Annotated in this window: 16 protein-coding genes; all 16 read left to right on the top strand. The window is 41.5% G+C overall.

Annotation, left to right across the window (positions count from 1 at the left end):
- The first annotated feature begins 35 nt into the window (after nt 1-35).
- Nucleotides 36-1,739, top strand: a complete 1,704-nt coding sequence (locus tag ACVHUV_RS15380) for a sensor domain-containing diguanylate cyclase (protein WP_462085180.1) — start codon at nt 36-38, stop codon at nt 1,737-1,739.
- A 20-nt stretch (nt 1,740-1,759) separates the two neighbouring features.
- Nucleotides 1,760-3,490 (top strand): sensor domain-containing diguanylate cyclase, encoded by a 1,731-nt coding sequence (locus ACVHUV_RS15375; protein WP_462085179.1) that lies wholly within the window; start codon nt 1,760-1,762, stop codon nt 3,488-3,490.
- A gap of 220 nt (nt 3,491-3,710) precedes the next feature.
- Nucleotides 3,711-4,127 (top strand): PulJ/GspJ family protein, encoded by a 417-nt coding sequence (locus tag ACVHUV_RS15370; protein WP_462085178.1) that lies wholly within the window; start codon nt 3,711-3,713, stop codon nt 4,125-4,127.
- Between the two features lie 16 nt (nt 4,128-4,143).
- The gene (locus tag ACVHUV_RS15365; RefSeq protein WP_317942275.1) at nt 4,144-4,578 is read left to right on the top strand and encodes a PilW family protein; all 435 of its coding nucleotides are present in this window, start codon (nt 4,144-4,146) and stop codon (nt 4,576-4,578) included.
- 16 nt (nt 4,579-4,594) lie between these two features.
- A complete protein-coding gene (locus tag ACVHUV_RS15360) occupies nt 4,595-5,467 on the top strand; it encodes a hypothetical protein (RefSeq protein WP_462085177.1) in 873 nt (290 codons plus the stop codon).
- Nucleotides 5,468-5,469: 2 nt separating this feature from the next.
- Nucleotides 5,470-5,754: a hypothetical protein gene (locus ACVHUV_RS15355; RefSeq protein WP_462085176.1), complete on the top strand. Its 285-nt coding sequence runs from the start codon at nt 5,470-5,472 to the stop codon at nt 5,752-5,754.
- A 24-nt stretch (nt 5,755-5,778) separates the two neighbouring features.
- A complete protein-coding gene (locus ACVHUV_RS15350) occupies nt 5,779-7,167 on the top strand; it encodes a VanW family protein (RefSeq protein WP_462085175.1) in 1,389 nt (462 codons plus the stop codon).
- Nucleotides 7,168-7,183: 16 nt separating this feature from the next.
- Nucleotides 7,184-8,842: a GspE/PulE family protein gene (locus ACVHUV_RS15345; RefSeq protein ID WP_462085174.1), complete on the top strand. Its 1,659-nt coding sequence runs from the start codon at nt 7,184-7,186 to the stop codon at nt 8,840-8,842.
- A gap of 10 nt (nt 8,843-8,852) precedes the next feature.
- Entirely contained in the window at nt 8,853-9,890 is a 1,038-nt protein-coding gene (locus tag ACVHUV_RS15340; RefSeq protein WP_462085173.1) for a type IV pilus twitching motility protein PilT, read from the top strand.
- A 2-nt stretch (nt 9,891-9,892) separates the two neighbouring features.
- Nucleotides 9,893-11,104 (top strand): type II secretion system F family protein, encoded by a 1,212-nt coding sequence (locus tag ACVHUV_RS15335; RefSeq protein ID WP_462085172.1) that lies wholly within the window; start codon nt 9,893-9,895, stop codon nt 11,102-11,104.
- 120 nt (nt 11,105-11,224) lie between these two features.
- The gene (locus ACVHUV_RS15330; RefSeq protein WP_462085171.1) at nt 11,225-11,674 is read left to right on the top strand and encodes a type II secretion system protein; all 450 of its coding nucleotides are present in this window, start codon (nt 11,225-11,227) and stop codon (nt 11,672-11,674) included.
- Nucleotides 11,675-11,997: 323 nt separating this feature from the next.
- A complete protein-coding gene (gene pilM, locus ACVHUV_RS15325; RefSeq protein ID WP_462085170.1) occupies nt 11,998-12,951 on the top strand; it encodes a type IV pilus biogenesis protein PilM in 954 nt (317 codons plus the stop codon).
- Nucleotides 12,952-12,953: 2 nt separating this feature from the next.
- Nucleotides 12,954-13,613 (top strand): PilN domain-containing protein, encoded by a 660-nt coding sequence (locus ACVHUV_RS15320; RefSeq protein WP_462085169.1) that lies wholly within the window; start codon nt 12,954-12,956, stop codon nt 13,611-13,613.
- Nucleotides 13,606-14,286 (top strand): pilus assembly protein PilO, encoded by a 681-nt coding sequence (locus ACVHUV_RS15315; protein ID WP_317942266.1) that lies wholly within the window; start codon nt 13,606-13,608, stop codon nt 14,284-14,286. Before ACVHUV_RS15320 ends, ACVHUV_RS15315 begins: the two co-directional genes overlap by 8 nt.
- The gene (locus ACVHUV_RS15310) at nt 14,286-15,041 is read left to right on the top strand and encodes a prepilin peptidase (protein WP_371389459.1); all 756 of its coding nucleotides are present in this window, start codon (nt 14,286-14,288) and stop codon (nt 15,039-15,041) included. The genes ACVHUV_RS15315 and ACVHUV_RS15310 overlap by 1 nt, the downstream gene beginning before the upstream one ends.
- A gap of 89 nt (nt 15,042-15,130) precedes the next feature.
- Nucleotides 15,131-15,799, top strand: a complete 669-nt coding sequence (locus ACVHUV_RS15305) for a hypothetical protein (protein ID WP_462085168.1) — start codon at nt 15,131-15,133, stop codon at nt 15,797-15,799.
- The last annotated feature ends 76 nt before the right edge of the window (nt 15,800-15,875 follow it).

The following is a 15,875-nucleotide window of genomic DNA, read 5'->3' as shown; positions in this document are numbered from 1 at the left end:
TAGAATGATTCTTAAAGGTGAGGGGTGTTTGGTAGTTGTCTAAGGAGACGAAGGTTACACTTTTTCATTTCATCGTGTGGTTGCTAATCGTGCCACCTGGAATCACATTTCTTTTGGCGACACAAATGCCTAAAACGGTTTCACCATTGTATGTCACGTTGTTTGTCTTGTTTGGTTTGTTGACTGTTCTGTTTCCGATTAAGAAAAACGGCAATACGGTTACATTGTTAATGTGGATTACGCTCCCTTCGTTTTTATTATATGGACTTGTAATCGAAGTTATTGTTATGCAACTATCCATACTTGGCGCACTTATTTCTTCAAAAAATCAACAGCAAACGATTCAACGTTTCTTTGTAAACTCAACAATGATGTTCATGTTATCGCTTGCTAGTGCGGCTGCTTTTCATCTTGTGGGTGGACAAATCGGTTCGCTTGAATTTTGGCCAATGTTGCTGAGTGTAATTGTTTATCGTTTGACATACACAACAACAAACTTAGGGTTTATCCAACTGTATATGAGGTTGCGAAAAATGAAATTGCCTTTCTCCGCTAAAGAGATTGGTGATGAATATGCTACAACCGTGCTTATCTTACCTTTAGCTCTATCCTTGTACTTCATGTTGCAAATTGTCGGGATTGGCACATTTTTATTAATGGGTTTACCGTTTTTTTGTACAATTGGTATGATACGGATGTATAGTCAATCGGAAAAAGTGAACGGGTTACTTGAGAATGCCGGAAGTATCGGTACAGAACTATCGTTGTTAACGGATAGAAAACGTGTAACAGAGCAATTCGTTCAACAAACGTGCAAGTTGTTCAATGCGGATAGTGTGTTGTTTTTTAAGTATTATGAAGGATGGTTGGAATTGGAGATTGCATTTGCAAAAGATCGATTTGTCGAGTTGCATTATGGTTCGATTCCAGTAGGTGAGGGTGTGGTCGGGAAAGTGCTTGAAACGAATGAGCCGGTCATTTATTCCAAAAGAAAGGAATGGCAAAATTTCGGCACCGAATTTGTACCGATGGAATTAGAGAGTATGCTATGTATTCCGCTATCACATAACGGTCTAACGATAGGCGTGTTATCACTAGGTTCTAATCGTCGAAATGCATTTAAAGATTACCAACTAAAAGTATTAGAGTTATTAGGATCGTATTATATTGTAGCGCATGAAAAATCGGGTTATGTACAAGAGGCAAAAGTAAAAAGTGAGCGGTGTGCTTTAACAAATCTTTATAACTATCGCTACTTGGAAGAACAATTGCGTATAGAAATGCAGCGTATCCATACGGGGGAACTCGACCAATTGTCACTTGTCATGTTGGATATTGATCGGTTCAAAGGGGTCAACGATACATACGGCCATCAATGTGGGAATGATATACTTTGTCAACTCGCGAGCATTCTAGAACAGGTAATTCCTCCAAATGGTACCGTAGGGCGATACGGAGGAGAAGAATTCGTTTTCATTTTACCAAGTTATTCAAAGCAGGATGCATTGGAATTTGCTCATGCGATACGTCACCGCATAAAGGGGCATCCGTTTACGATAATCCCGGACCTAGCGGAGAACAAGCAGACGATTGAGTTATTCATTACAACAAGTATTGGCGTTTCAAATGCGCCAACCGACACAGACGAAGCCATTTCGTTGTTTCGAAATGCAGATCGAGCATTATATATTGGTGCAAAACAGTCGGGCAGGGACAGGGTTGCGGCGTACAGTAAATAATTGGTCGGGGGGTCTCGTGAATGAAGATGACAATTACACAAAGACGAATCATACATGTCATGTGGCTTTGTATTGTGCCGGCGGCGTTTTACGTGGCCTATCAGTTTTATCCGGCCAATGAAATTGACTATTCGAACTTACTGATGCTTGCATTCGTTCTTCTTGCAATTATGAATTTGCCGATTGCTTGGCAACATGTATCCATGACGCTGGAACGTTGGGTCCTCTTTACTGTGTTTTTTCAGTATGGAATTATTGCGGAAATGGTTTTCATGCAAGTTGGAATGATCATGCTGATTTTTACATTGAAATCTTCAACCCCTAAACTATTACGATTTACATTTAACTCTATTAACTTTGCAGTCACTTCGTTAATCAGTAGTTTCGTTTACTATGCAGTTGGCGGTTCCTTGGAGTATATGTCGTTTAGTACATTCATGATCGCCGGGTTCGTCTATGCTTCGGTCTATTCATGGTTCAATAGTTTATTGCTCACCGCTTTCTTTCGGATCTTCAAACAAGAGACGGGGAAAATGGGCAAAATTATCATCTGGGACTATGTAACGTCTATTCTTCTGTTGCCCTTTGCCATCATTAGTTGTTATTTGTTTCAGCAGTTTGGAAACAAATCGATGTTATTAGTTGGTATCCCTTTCATCCTTGTACTCCTTGTTACAAGAAGTTATTTGAGGTCGAACCAGCAAAACGAAGTATTATCATCTGCGGCCATGATTGGACATGAGCTTGCAGAACAGTTACGTGTGGATGAAGTGCTTCATTCGTTTCTCGGAAAAATAAAAACGGTCATCCCTTATGAAAGTGCGTACATTATTGACCGTCGTATCGGTGAGCAGTTGGTCCTTCTCACTTCGACTGAGTGTGTGGACTACGTGGAGGGCCCTCAAAAGGTTTTGGTCCCTCCAAAGAAGACAGAGCAGGATGGTTTGAGTAGCGGACGCACGAAGAAATATTCTACACGCAAAGATTTACAAACACTACGAGGATTTACATTCCCAATTGCTGTTGAAAGTGCCATGACTGCACCCATTGTTCGATATGGAAAAACGGAAGCCTATCTTCTTGTAACGTCGACACGGGAATATGCTTTTAACGATGTTCCTACTAAAATTGTGGATTTGTTAACAGGTTATTTAGCTGTAGCCGTTGAAAAAGCACGTTATTACGAGAGGACAGTAGAGAAAAGTGTGAAATGTGGGTTAACGGGTTTATATAATTTCCGTTATTTAGATGAAAAGATGGACGAAGAACTCGTACGATACCATACAGGAGAAATCGGAAGTCTGTCGACAATTATTTTAGACATTGATCGATTCAAAGGAATTAATGATTCATATGGTCACCAAAGTGGAAACGACTTATTAGTTGCTTTTGCTTCTATTTTGCAGAATTATACTCGTGACGGAGTGACATTGGCGCGTTATGGTGGTGAAGAATTTGTCTTCATTTTGCCAGATTGGTCAAAGGAAGCAGCAATTGCTTTAGCGGAAACAATACGAAAAGAAGTAGAAGAGACGACGTTTACCATACTTCCGGACTTATCGCCAGATCGGGAGCCGACAATTGTCCAAATGACTTGCAGTATCGGAGTCGCTTCCCTTCCGGAAGATGCTGCGGACGGCAAAGATCTTTTACGGAACGCAGATCGCGCTCTTTATATTGGTGGTAAACAAGCAGGAAGAAATAAAGTAGGCGTGTATGAGGAAAACCCGAAAATCAATGCAGCAACATAACGTGTGTCGATAAACAGTGTAAGACCAATTACAGATTGTAATGGTTTTACACTGTTTTTTTTGAATGAAAGCTTATACAATTTCATCCGTCTTGTGTCGTTCATTCTATGAATAAATAACTAATTTCGTTGTGTAGTTGCTAAGTTCAACCAAGTTTTGTATGCTGTAAGTAATAGATTTACAGAAAGGGCGGATTCCTGTGAAAAGTAGAAGGAATGTAATGAATTCACAAGGAATGACACTTGTAGAAGTGTTGGCAGCTCTCGTGTTGTTAGGCATTGTCTTCGTCGGTTTTATGACCATTTTTCCACAAATGACGATCTTTAATAATAAAACCGAAACAAAATTGAAAACGATGAATGAAGCTCGAATTCTGTTAGACGATTTTAAACAATCCAGTCATACATATAGCGATTTTAATAATGGAAGTGAGTATGTGGAGCAAGAGGGGACTTGGACCAAAGTCGTTCCAAGTGGAAATGGTTTATCTACCACTTACCGAATTACAAAGTCCCGTGATGTAGCTTCGGATGGGTTAACTGGACAAGTAAATCTCCACCAGGTCTATATTGCCATTCAAAAGGATGGGAAAGTAAAAAGTGAAACATTTGGCTACATTGAAATTGCAGATGAGTAATAAAGGGGGGGCGATGATGGCTAAACAACAAGGCATGACGCTCATTGAAGTCCTCGTTACGCTTGTTCTAACGTCTTTAGTCATCATGCTCATTTGGACGACCATTTTGACGAGTATGAAATATAACGTGATGGAGTCCAAAAAGATTCGGATGCAACAGGAAGTTAACTACCTCATTACAAAAATTCAACAAGTACACCGTAAAAACGATTGTTATGAACTGCAAATAGAAGAGACACGTGTAGAAATGTCAAGCTGTCAGGGGGAGCTCCTTTATGGAGAGACGTTTAGCAATGGCTTTGGCTTTGAACCACAAAGCATCTCAGACATTCAACCGAGAGAAGTCAATCTAGATTTGTCTATCACGATTTTTGACTTGACGAATGAAGCGCAAGGCAAACAAAGAAGTCTCACAGTGGATACAGTCTTTGCTAGATATAAAGACCAATAAGTTAGGAGGAGCGACGATGAAAAGGGCAACCAATGAACAAGGTTACGCATTATTGCTCGTTCTATTTTTAATATTTTTTATTCTCCTCGCGAGCGCTGTATTCATCAAAGGTTCTATTAGCAATGCAAAGCAAGAAAAGAAAGTGGATATGAATCATTTATCCGTCGTGGCGGCTGAGATGGGTGTGGATTATTTTACTGCTGCCTATACAAATCACTATTATGCAATCTTACATAAACATTTGGAAACGTATAGAAGTCAATTTCAATCAGAGAAAATAAAGTTGGAAAAAGATTATAAAAACAAACCGGAAGAGTTGAATAGACAAATAGAATTGTTAAGAAGAAAATTAAGGGGGGAATTAACTAAGAAGATAGAACAGTCCTTAAAGGATACTGTGATAGCAATTCCTCAAAAAGATATTCACTTCATGAAGAAAACAAGTGATTTAGACGTTATAAAGAGTAGTGATGAAGGAATTACTATTCAAGGTATCGTTCGTGGTGAATACGAGAGTGGTAAAGAAGCCCCTTTAAATTATCTACTAACTTTCCACATTCCAGCGGATTGGACAGGTGCGAGTACTAGTGAAACTATTCCTACCGGGCTACCGTCTTGCCCAAAAGGTGATGAAATAGAAGGAAAGAAGTGTGTGATTAACAGTAATGGAACGCATCAAAGAAAAGAGCTAGAAATCGAAGAATCACAAGTCTATGTTACAAGTAACTTAATGATAACTGAGGATTTCGATATTGAAGAGAATTCTAAAGTTGTAATTAATGGATTTTTAAAAGTACATGGGAAAAAAATGATGAAGATGAAGGCGAATTTGATATCGAGGATTCTGAAACCTATGTATCCCAAGATGTCGATGTTAAAGGTGAATTAGAAATGGAAAATGCTTATTTGTATGTTGGTAAAGATTTGATGGTTTCAGATGACTTGGAATTAGAAGATGACTCTAAAATTTGTGTGGAGAAAAATGTGAAAATTAGTGGCGATATTGATATTGAAAAAGGGTCCATAATATATTATAAAGGTAATCTTGTACAACCAAAAAGTCATAATAGAATTATTAAGTTAAGTGAGAGTGAATTTAATAGTCAGTGTAAGGTGATTTCAAATACTCCTGAACAAACAACATGGGATCCACCTAACGTTTCTGTAAACTATTAAAACAGTATTGAATAGAGGTGTATGATGAGAAAATCAATCATTGGAGTAAGCATCGTGGTCATTATAGCTTCAGCAATATACGCACTTAACGCCACAAATGTGCTTGCTAGTTCTATTTTTTCAACAAAGGAATTTTCTGATCATACGTATGTTGGTCCGTTCTCCGTATCCAATGTGAAAGTAAAGAAGGCAAAGGAGCAGCTTGCCACAGATTTTGCGTTGTTACAACAACAAATGCAAGTCGATGTCATATACCAGGACTATTCGTTCGTACTTCCTGAAGAGCTCATTTCTTTTGATGTAGAACAATCCATCGATCGCGCTGAATCAGGGAAGGACAATCCAATCATTACGCACGTGAATCAGGAAGGACTAGAGACGGTATTACGCAATGAACTTGCATTTTTGTCGTTATCTGACGCATCCATCACGGCAATTGCTAAAGGAATTGAAGGGGAATTGGTAACAGGAATTATCCCTCAAACAGTTGACTTGGTCGACTACATTCAAGAAGAAGATAAGAGAATGGCCGAGGTCGCTACAGCTACTTATGAAATGAGTCATGTGAGTCCATCTTTTAGTCGAGCAATAAAAGCGCTAAATGAACTGACGATTGAACCTTTTGAAACCATTTCATTACTTGAACTGCTCACACAATCTAGTGTAGGTGCACTAACAGAAGATGAATTGCACATGATTGCCTCTTCCTTGTATACGGCAGTCCTTCAAACAAATTTTACAATCGATGAAAGAACGATTAGATCCAGTCTATCCAATGATGTGAAAATCGGTTTTGATGCAACGATCAATGAAGCGTTGAATTTGGATTTGAAATTTACAAACCCGAATCGCTCAACTTTCATTCTAAAAACAACATGGCAGAATGGGGGCTACCATCTGTCCATTGAAGGACTTCCTTTTTATTACACGTACGAACCATTTGTTTTGGAGGAAGAGAAATTCGATTTTCGAACGATCATACAATACAGCGCGTTCGTTAATCGTGGACAAGTCATCCTTGCGAAAGAAGGAAAAGAAGGTGTGGAAGCGACTGTCCATCGCACAATTTCACATAATGGCGATGTCGTAACAACAGAGCTAATTGCAAAAGACTTTTATGCTCCCCAAGCACGCATTGAACTACATCCATTACAAAGTGAGAAAACCTCTTCGAATACAACTAACACAACGAATGAGAATTCTTCAGCTACAGGGGAAAGTGGACAAAATGAAACGAGTGGAGGGTCTGCAACCATGGGCGAAGGAAGCAATGAAGGTATGCAGGATAGTTCTTCAGTAGGTAATCAAGTTGATAGACCCGTTGGAAAACCACCTGCAACAGGTGAAAACAATCAACACGGCAACAACGAGCCGGAATATGATAAAAGCGGTCTCCCGCTGACAAGTAAGTGAATAGAGGGGGTTGCAAATGGCGACAACACGAAAACGGTTAGGAGATTTACTCGTTGAATCCGCGCTGATAACAGACGCTCAACTTCAAACTGCATTGGCAGAAAAACCAAGGGATCAGAAGCTAGGGGACGCGCTTTTACAAAGAGGCTATATTACTGAACAGCAATTGATTGAAGTATTGGAATTCCAGTTAGGCATTCCCCACGTCAATCTATTCAGATACCCTTTCGATCCAAAGTTGTTCAATGTTGTCCCTAAGGACTTTGCGAAACGCAATTTACTCGTACCCCTTAAAGCGGAAGGAGATCGATTGTTTGTCGCAATGTCTGACCCGATGGACTATTTAGCAGTAGATGATTTGCGATTATCAACAGGATTCCATATTGAAACCGCCATCGCGTCGAAAGACGATATATTAAAGACAATTTCTAAGTACTATGACGACGATTCATTAGAAGAGTTTTTCATCGATCAGCCGGATGATGCAAAAGAGCAACAAGACGAATTGACCGATTTGGATTCGCCGATTGTTCGTCTTGTCAATCAAATTCTATCTTCAGCAATTACACAAAAGGCGAGCGATATACATATTGACCCCCAAGAGCATCAAGTTGTCATCCGTTTTCGCATAGACGGCATGCTGAAAACAGAAAGATACTTGCCGAAACATATGCAAGCGATGCTCATCGCCCGGATTAAAATCCTTTCGAGTCTCGATATAACGGAACACCGTGTACCGCAAGACGGGCGCATTAAAGTGACAATCGACTTCAGACCGATTGATTTGCGTGTGTCGACATTGCCGACTGTTTTCGGAGAAAAGGTCGTTATGCGGATTTTGGATTTAAGCAGTTCATTGAACGACTTGACGAAATTAGGATTCAGTGATGTGAACATGAAACGATTTTTAAAAGAAATCGAACGGCCAAATGGGATTGTCTTAATTTCAGGACCGACGGGTTCAGGGAAATCATCGACATTATATGCGGCACTTAATCGGCTCAATCAAGAAGAAGTGAACGTTATCACCGTCGAAGATCCCGTTGAATACCAGCTTGAAGGGGTCAATCAAATTCAAGTGAATGCTACGGTCGGATTGACGTTTGCAAATGGTTTACGGTCTATTTTGCGGCAAGATCCTGATATTGTGATGGTCGGTGAAATCCGCGACCGGGAAACTGTTGAAATTGCAATCCGCGCTTCCCTCACTGGGCATCTCGTATTAAGTACGATTCATACGAATGATTCCATTGCGTCAATTACGCGTTTAATTGACATGGGTGTGGAGCCGTTTTTAGTAACAGCTTCTGTCAATGCAATTGTCGCGCAACGTCTTATCCGGCGCGTCTGTCGGGATTGTGGCAAGCCGATGCCAGCCTCAAATCGTGAAAAAGAGATTTTTGCAAAACGTGGGAAGTCGATTGAAACGATTGTTCGAGGTCCTGGTTGCGCAGCTTGCAATATGACGGGATATCGCGGCCGAATTGCAATTCACGAAGTACTTGTCATCAATGATGAAATGCGGGAAGTCATTAATAATCATGGAACACCTGCACAGCTTCGTGAAATTGCAATGCGTAATGGTATTATCTTCTTAATAGACGACGGACTCGAAAAAGTACAACAAGGTATGACAACAACCGAAGAAGTGCTTCGTGTAGCACTCATCGAATAGAGGCGATAGTATGACTGAAACACTTAACGCAGTGTTAACAAAAGCGGTAGAATTGAAAGTTTCCGATATTCATTTAACTGTCGGCCAGCCACCTGTTTTTCGCATGCATGGTGAGTTGAAGCGTTATGGCGATGTACCGGTCGACGAAACGTATACAGAAGCAGTGGCGAAAGCAACCATCCCTACGAAGTTGTATGAGACTTTCGTAGAAAAAGGCCAAATCGATTATTCGTATGAATTAAAAGGAATCGCACGTTTTCGGGTAAATGCTTTTCAGCAAAGAGGCGCGATCTCACTCGCATTCCGAACGATTCCAACAATCATACCATCCATTGACGACCTGCAAGTACCGAATGTCTTAAAACAATTGGCACAAACGCCTCAAGGACTCATTTTAGTAACCGGTCCGACTGGTTCAGGGAAATCGACGACGTTAGCAGCAATGATTCGTTACATGAACGAAACGATGCGCAAACATATTATTACACTGGAAGATCCGATTGAGTATGTCCATACCCACGAATCGTCCATCATTGATCAACGTGAAGTCGGTTTTGACACACAATCGTTTGCAGATGGATTACGTGCTTCGTTACGCCAAGATCCAGACGTCATCCTTGTAGGAGAAATGCGTGATCTTGAAACGATTTCTACCGCAATTACAGCCGCAGAAACCGGGCATTTAGTACTAGCGACACTTCATACGTGGAGTGCAGCTTCGACAATCGATCGGATTATTGATGTGTTTCCACACGGACAGCAAGCGCAAATACGCGTGCAACTGGCCGGCGTGTTGACCGCGGTATTGTCTCAACGGTTGTTTCAGACAGCTGACCGAAAAGGACGGAAAGTCGCAACAGAATTAATGATTGCAAACCCTGCAATTGCCAACTTAATTCGCTCTGAAAAAGTGCACCAAATTCCAAACGTCATCCAAACAAATCGTGCGATGGGTATGCACATGATGGAATCTTCCGTAAAACAGTTGCTTGAACAAGGAGCAATTTCATATGAAACCGCCATGCCCTATTTAAAAGGTGATGAGTAACGATGGCTCGCTTTAAATATGAAGGCCGAGATGCCCATGCCAAAAAGTCAGGTGTTATTACGGCTGCGAATAAAAGAGAAGCGGCGATGAAACTAAAAAGCCAAGGAATCCGTGTAACTGACTTGACGGAGCAAGCGGAAACCGTATTGACGAAAGAAATTCATATTGGCAAACCAATCAAACGAACACAGTTCATTATGTTCCTTCGTCAATTTTCCACACTGCTTCGAGCAGGTGTGACGATTGTTGAATCAATCCGCATCTTGTCCATGCAAGTGGAATCCAAACCGTTTCAAAAAATCTTAGTGTCGATTGGCGACGATTTACGTGGCGGCGGTTCATTATCGGAATCACTTACGAAGCATCCGAAAGCATTTGAACCATTGGTCATCAACATGGTAAAAGCAGGAGAGTTATCAGGATCTGTTGACGATTCATTGGATCGGTTGGCAGAGCACTACGAAAAGGCTCACCGTACAAAACAAAAAGTCATTTCAGCGATGTCTTATCCAATTGTCGTTGGAATCGTCGCAATCGGTGTCGTCATATTCCTCTTATCGTTCGTTGTACCGATGTTTGTCGACTTGTTTGCGAGTATCGGTGGAGAATTACCATGGCTCACACAATTTGTGCTAAAAGCGAGCGACTTCATGTTGGCGTACTGGTACTTATTTGTGCTACTAGTCGCTGGACTCGTTGTCGGTTTCTTACTGTTACGTAGCAATAAAGAAGGCAAATTCCTGTTAGATTCATTTTTATTACGTATTCCGATTTTTGGAGATTTATTGAAAAAGTCCGCACTTGCAACCTTAACACGAACTTTAAGTTCATTGTTTACAAGTTCGGTGCCCATTTTACAAGCATTATCCATGACGGAGAAAATCGTCGAAAACGAAGTAATATCGCGCGTCGTAGCGCAATCTAGGTTGTCTTTAGAGCGGGGCGGCTCATTAACCGACCCGATGGCCAAACATTGGGCATTTCCACCATTGATACCTCACATGATTGCAATCGGCGAGCAAACAGGTTCACTCGACGCCATGCTCGCAAAAGTGGCAGATTTCTATGAAAAGGAAGTAGAAGCGGCAACCGATCGATTAAAAGCACTAATTGAACCGATAATGATTATTTTACTAGCCGGTTTAGTAGGCACAATCGTCCTTTCAATTCTCTTACCGATGTTTACAATTTTCACTGAAATAGATAGTATGTAGCGGATGCTGTCGAAAAATAAATAGTTTCAAAGAAATCTAGGAATTTAGTTCCGTTTTTGTAGAAAGTTTGCTATTCTTAAAAGGTACACAAAAGTACGCACTTATAGGGAGGAATTCATAATGAAAAAGTGGTTACAAAAACGTTTGAAAAACGAAAAAGGGTTAACACTTGTCGAGCTTTTAGCAGTAATCGTCATCCTGGGGATCATCGCGGCAATCGCAGTACCGTCGATTGGAGGTTTAATTGATAATACTAGAATTAAAGCAGCTCATGCTGATGCTCAAAACATATTATCTGCTGCCAATATTTACTTTGTTGAATCTCCAGATGCTGAAAGCGTTGATTTAAAAACGCTTTTAGGTGAGAAATATATTGATTCTATTGGTACTTTTACTAATGGGGCAACAGAGAACACTGTGAAAGTTACAAAAAAATCAGGGGGTAATACCTTGAGTGGAACTGCAACAGTTAAAGGTGGTACTACTATAGTATATACTAGTGCAACAAGTAAAGATATTACGGATAGAGGGACAAAGGAAGGCACTGAAAAGAATATTGAAATTAAATAGATTTAAAATGTGTTATTTTAATTGAATTAATAGACAACACGTAAGCGAGATATAGAGATAAATTAGTTTTCTCATATTGAAACGGAAGGCGGCGACTCCTGGGGGATTAGTGGATCAGTTAAAATCCCATAGGAAAAGCGTAACGTTAGGAGCAAGGATGCCTTAATTTCAGTAAAGTACGCAGAAATACGGCAAATCGAACTCTGCGTTGTTCGATTGGCTCACCGCCCGCCCCCCGGAAAGCGTCCGCCTGGAGTTCAAATCCTCAGGTGGATGCTAAATTAGGTTTGTTAGGAAATCTACATCATTCAGGAGTTGTCATCATGTCCATTTTCTCCCGCCGCAAACAACCGGCAACACTCACAATTGAAGAAAACGCAATCCGTTACGTCCGGTTGAAGTCGCGGGAACCCCTTGTGATCGACATGGCTGAAGAAATCCAGCTCCCACCGAACACAATCGTCGAGGGCAAAATTGTCGACTCCGAAAACATAACGATGATTTTAGAAGGGGTCGTAAAGGAATGGGGCATCGCCAAGCGTGATGTCCAATTTCTTGCCCCTGATACATATGTAATGATCCGTAAAGTTCCGTACCCTGAAGACATCCAGCCCGATGAATTGAAAGGGCATTTTTTCATTGAAATCGGTTCAACGATTTATTTGCCGTTTGATGATCCTGTTTTTGATGTGGTCCCTTGCGATTTGAACCCTGCTGCACATGAGGCGATTTTAATCGCGTCAAAGGAGAGCATTCTTGACCAGTATGAACACGTACTAAAAGAAGTAAAGCTCCATCCAGTCGTTGCCGATATCGGACCGCTCGCGCTGTACCGATTGGCGCATAAAGTGCATGCATTCACGGGTGATGAACACGTCATGCTAGCGGATCTCGGTGAGGGCAAGTTAACGGTTTCTACTTTCCACCACCATTATCCACTGTTCATGCGTCCTGTAGACCTTCATCAATCTGCAGACCTTTCCGTTGTGACAGACGGACAAGTGGATGCATCTATCATTACGCCTACGTCCATCGTGATGGAACTAGAAAAACTAGTGAATTTTTATCGCTATAATTTACAGAATGGGACTGCCTCCATTACCCATCTACTCGTTAATGGGGAGTATGACCAAATGGATGCACTACTACAAGCTATTCGGCAACGGTTTTCAATCCAGGCTGATCGTTTGTTGCAACAGCCATTTCAACTGGCAGATGGACGCGAACTACCAGCAACATTCAATCGTGCGATCGGATTGGCATTGAAAGAGGTGTAAAGATGCTCGTTGATATTAATTTATTGCCCGAAAAAGAGAGGGAGCGCTCTACGCTACTACTTGCTGCACTTATACTAATTGGTGCGGCTCTTCTTTTATGGGCTGTTTTTTTTATAAGCTCTCTACAGTTGGCGAAGTCTACCACACAAGTAGAGGGTCAAATTGTTGAGTTGCATGCTAGACAAGAAGCTATCCGTGAACGCTTGCAACCAACAGATACAGTGAGCGACCGTGATCAGTTAGCAGCAACTGTGACATGGGCAGAATCCTATCAGTTTGCAACTTTACCATTGCTGCGAGAAATGATTGCCTTATTGCCGGACAGAGGCTTTTTTGTTACTTTCCAGTTTACTGCTCCGAATCAGGCCACATTCGCGGTTCAATTTGATGATAAACAGGATGCGGCACATTATTTGACGCGTATTCAAGCTTCTTCGCTTGTGAACACATCGATGATTGAATCTTTAGTTGCCGAGGAGTTGGAGGAAGGTGACGGTAAGAATGAAAACGTCCTTCCGCGTTTCCTTGCGACGTACGTTGTCGAATTTGTAGACGAGCGCGGAATGGTTATTGAAACAGAGGACGCTAATCCGGATTTGGAAACGGAGATAGAGGAAACCGACATAGAGGAAGTGGATGGAGAGGTGGACGCGGATGAGTAATTTGACGAAACGGCAAAAGGAAAAAGCACTCATTGGATTAGCTGCCCTCTTTCTACTAGCACTCGGAGCATATTCGTATGGTAAACTGTACAGTCCTGCAAAACAGGCGAATGAACAAGCTATTCAATCGTTGACTAACGAACGAGATATCCTTTTCGCATTGCAACGCCAAGAAGCACAACAGGTTGGAGAGAAAACGTTTAGTTCAAGAACCTTACAAGAAAGAGTTCCTGTCAAACCTTTGGAAGACCAACTACTTCTACAAGTGCATGAAGCAGAAGTTAAGTCTGACACGTTCGTACATGAAGTAAATTTCACTTTAGATGAAACCGTGTTGGACAATTCTCCTGAAGAAGTCGAAAAAGTCCACGCGTTGCTGACTGAAGTGCATTTACAAGCTGATGCTTATTCCAAAGTGGATCGCTTTATTGAGGAAATTGAAGCATTGCAGCGAATTGTTGTTGTGGAATCGATTGAATTCTCTGCGCCTGTTGAAGAGCGTACGAGTAATGACGACGATGTGCTAATGGATTTGACAGTCACGTTTCGCGCATTTTATCGACCAGACCTTGTGGAACTTCTAGAAGAGTCGCCGAAAGTCGATGCACCGGAACCGTCCTCTAAAAAAGATCCTACGCCTATTAATCCAATTCCGTCGATGGAGGAAGAGTGATGAATGTATTATGGGGAAGTGTATTTTTCATTTATGGATGCATCTTCGGCTCCTTTTTCAACGTCGTTGGCTTACGTGTTCCGAAAAAGGAATCAATCATTACCCCTCCATCACAATGTACACATTGCGGGAAGAAGCTCGGAATGATCGATCTGATCCCTGTTCTCTCTTTTATCTTATTAAAGGGGAAATGTCGTCGTTGTGGGACGGAGATTAGCCCGATCTATCCCTTTATGGAGTTCGTGACGGGGGGATTGTATGCACTTGCGTATGTGCAAATCGGTTTTAGGTTAGAGTTAATCATTGCGATTTTATTCATTTCATTACTCGTAATCATTACCGTTTCGGATGTTGCGTACATGCTTATTCCTGATAAAGTGCTTCTTCCGTTCGCTATTACTTTTCTTATCGGCCGTTGGATCATTCCGACGAGTCCGTGGTGGGACAGTTTGCTTGCGGCAGCCGTTGGATTTAGTGTGTTGTTTCTAATAGCGATTGTGTCGAAAGGTGGCATGGGTGGCGGAGACATTAAACTGTTCTTTGTCATTGGTCTTGTGTTAGGTACCATCAATACACTCGTTACGCTATTCCTAGCCTCACTCATCGGTTCTGTCGTCGGAATTTATATCCTTAAAAAGACCGGTAAAGGACGAAAAACGCCAGTGCCATTTGGTCCTTCAATTGCAATTGCGGCCATCGTTGCATACTTTTGGGGAGCAGACTTTGTCGATTGGTATCAGCATTTATTCATTTAGGTCGATAAATTTCTTTGGACAAGGCGACATACGTCTTGTTCTTTTTCATGTTTGTTTTGATATGGTTGCTTAAAACGAGGTGAGCAGACGTGAATTTTAAGAAGAAATATTCGAAAATGACAGTTCTGGCAGCAATGATCCATGGAGTAGTGATTGGCATTGCGGCTGTTGCCATCGTTGGCTTTATCATTGTCGGGACAAGTGGAAAAGGGAAAGAACAGGCAGTGGAGAAGGGAGTTGCCACGCAACCGGAAAAAAAGGGAGAAGAGGAGAAGACTCCGGTTTCAGGTGAGGTGGTACCAACTGGCAATCCGTTGAAAATGGTTGCGAAACAACATGGTGTTTTCTCATCAGCAGACGCGGCAAAAGAATTCATTGCAACAGACGCTGCATTAGCAAAAGCGGCTGTCATTGAGGCGGACGGTCAATTTTTTGTTTGGAGTGCGATCGGCCTTGCAGAAGATGAGTTGATTGTCAGTGAAGCGGAAGGGATATTCAGAAAACCGTTTTATGCTGAAACATCGACTTGTTCAGCAATCGGAGCTGGGAAATTGACGAAAGCGTTAAGTGAGACCGATTTAGCGCAAATTAAAATTTTGACGACCTCAGGAGAAGGGGAGTCTGACGAAAAAGGTGTGGCAGACTTTAGAAAGAATTTGGTTGCTGTGACGGCGTTCACGTCAGATTTGCAAGTGATTCGTTTGCAATTATTAGCCCATTATACACATAAAGATGGGTGTGCCAAAATCAGTTTTTGATAAGTTTTGCAGTCTATTATTAATTTTTGGCCGTTTAGAGAAAATTTTCATTTGCCACTTCCTCGTATATGATAAA

The sequence above is a fragment of the Sporosarcina saromensis genome, from assembly GCF_054901285.1.
This window is presented reverse-complemented; position numbering and strand designations above follow the sequence as displayed.